1 protein-coding gene and 1 pseudogene are annotated in these 2,019 nt (G+C 65.4%); both read right to left on the reverse strand.

Going from position 1 to position 2,019, the window contains the following annotated elements; genetic code table 11:
• Positions 1-54 precede the first annotated feature (54 nt).
• The gene (locus VGH54_RS25435; protein ID WP_331514902.1) at positions 55-1,188 is read right to left on the reverse strand and encodes an acyl-CoA dehydrogenase family protein; all 1,134 of its coding nucleotides are present in this window, start codon (positions 1,186-1,188) and stop codon (positions 55-57) included.
• A pseudogene (fadD3, locus tag VGH54_RS25440) lies at positions 1,188-2,019 on the reverse strand (3-((3aS,4S,7aS)-7a-methyl-1,5-dioxo-octahydro-1H-inden-4-yl)propanoate--CoA ligase FadD3); the annotation flags it as partial. The gene VGH54_RS25435 and the pseudogene fadD3, both read right to left, overlap by 1 nt.

Consider the following 2,019-nt stretch of genomic DNA (forward strand, 5'->3'; position numbering starts at 1 on the left):
GTGCCGCGTCGATGCTTGCGGCGAAGTCGCGCTGCTGTTCGTCAAGATCGAATCTCATTTGGCCTTCTCACGGGGCAGTCCCAGCAGCCGCTCGGCAATGATGTTGCGCTGAATTTCGTTGGTGCCCGCATAGATCGGGCCGCCCAATGCGAACAGCAACCCGTCGGTCCAGGAGTTGGCCAGTTCACCGTCGGCGCCGCGGATCTCCAACGCGGTCTGATGCACCGCGACGTCCAGGTCGGACCAGAACACCTTGGTGACCGAGGACTCCGCACCCAGTTCGCCACCGCCGGCCAGCCGAGTCACGGTGCCGAAGGTGTGCAGGCGATAGGCCTGCGCCTTGATCCAGGCGTCAGCAACCTGATCACCGAAGGTGCTGTCGCCGTTGTCTTTCCATAGTTCGGCGAGCCGCTCCGCGGAGGCGAGGAACCGGGCCGGGCTGCGCAGCGACATGCCGCGCTCGTTGCTCGACGTGCTCATCGCCGCCCGCCAGCCGTCGTTCGCCTGGCCGATCACGTCCGTGTCGGGCACGAACACGTCGTCGAGAAAGATCTCGCCGAACCCGGTATCGCCGCCGAGTTGGGCGATCGGCCGCACGGTGATCCCGTCAGCTTTCAGGTCGAACATGAAATAGGTCAACCCGCTGTGGCGCTGTGCTTCGGGATCGGAGCGGAACAGCCCAAACGCCCTGTCGCCGAATGGTGCTCGTGAACTCCAGATCTTCTGGCCGTTGAGCAGCCACCCGCCGTCGGTGCGAGTCGCCGTCGAGCGCAATGAAGCCAGGTCGCTGCCGGACTCGGGCTCCGACCAGGCCTGCGCCCAGATCTCTTCGCCGCTGGCCATTTTCGGCAGTACCCGATCCAACTGCTCTTCGGTGCCGTGGGCGAACAGCGTCGGCGCTAGCATCGAGGTGCCGTTGGCGCTGGCCCGGCCGGGTGCACCGGCCCGGAAGTACTCCTCCTCGTAGACCACCCACTGCAGCAGAGTCGCGTCGCGGCCACCGTACTTCTGCGGCCAGGTGATCACCGATAGTCCTGCGTCGAAAAGCACCTTGTCCCAACGGCGGTGTTGCTCGAAACCCTCTGCGGTGTCATACGAACGCGTCGGAAACGCGTCCCGGTGCGACGACAGGAAGTCGCGCACCTCGTGCCGAAATGTCAGCGTCTCGTCGTCGAAGTGCAGATCCATTACGCCATCTCTCGCAGTAGCGGTTTGACCACCTTGCCGCCGGCGTTGCGCGGCAGCGTGTCGACAAACCTCACCGAACGTGGGGCTTTGAAATTTGCCAAGTACTCACGGGTGTAAACGATCACCGTGCTTTCGTCGAGCCCGGAGTCGGGCCGGGTCACCAGGAATGCCCGGCCGACTTCGCCGAGTCGCTCGTCGGGTACGCCGATCACCGCGCAGTCCAGCACACCGTCCAGCCGGGCCAGCACCTGCTCTATTTCGGCGGGGTAGACGTTGAAGCCGCCGCAGATGTACATGTCTTTCAGGCGGTCGGTGATCTGGAGATTGCCTGCGGCATCGAGCTTTCCGATGTCGCCGGTGTGCAGCCAGCCGTCGGTGTCGACGGTCGCGGCGGTGGCGTCCGGATCGTCGAGGTAGCCGAGCATCACATTGGGACCGCGCAGCAGCACCTCGCCATGATCGCCGATGCGCAGCTCGAAATCCGCGATCGGCCGCCCACACGTGGTGGCCACTGTGACCGCGTCGTCGGCGGCGCGGCACATGGTGCCCATCCCGTTGGACTCGGTCAGGCCGTACGCGGTCAGCACGATGTCGATGTCGAGTTCGGTCTGCATCCGCTCGATCAGCACAACCGGCACCGTCGCCGCGCCGGTGACCGCGAACCGCAGCGAGCTCAGGTCGTAGCGGTTACGGGCGGGATGGTCGAGCAGGGTTTGGTAGATGGTCGGCGGCCCGGGGAGCACGGTGATCCGGTGTTCGGCAACCGCACGCAACGCCTGCTCGGCGTCGAAGGTCAGCTGCGGGATCAGTGTGGCGCCGGTCTGCAGGCTG

The sequence above is a fragment of the Mycobacterium sp. genome (assembly GCF_036488105.1).
Lineage (GTDB): Bacteria > Actinomycetota > Actinomycetes > Mycobacteriales > Mycobacteriaceae > Mycobacterium.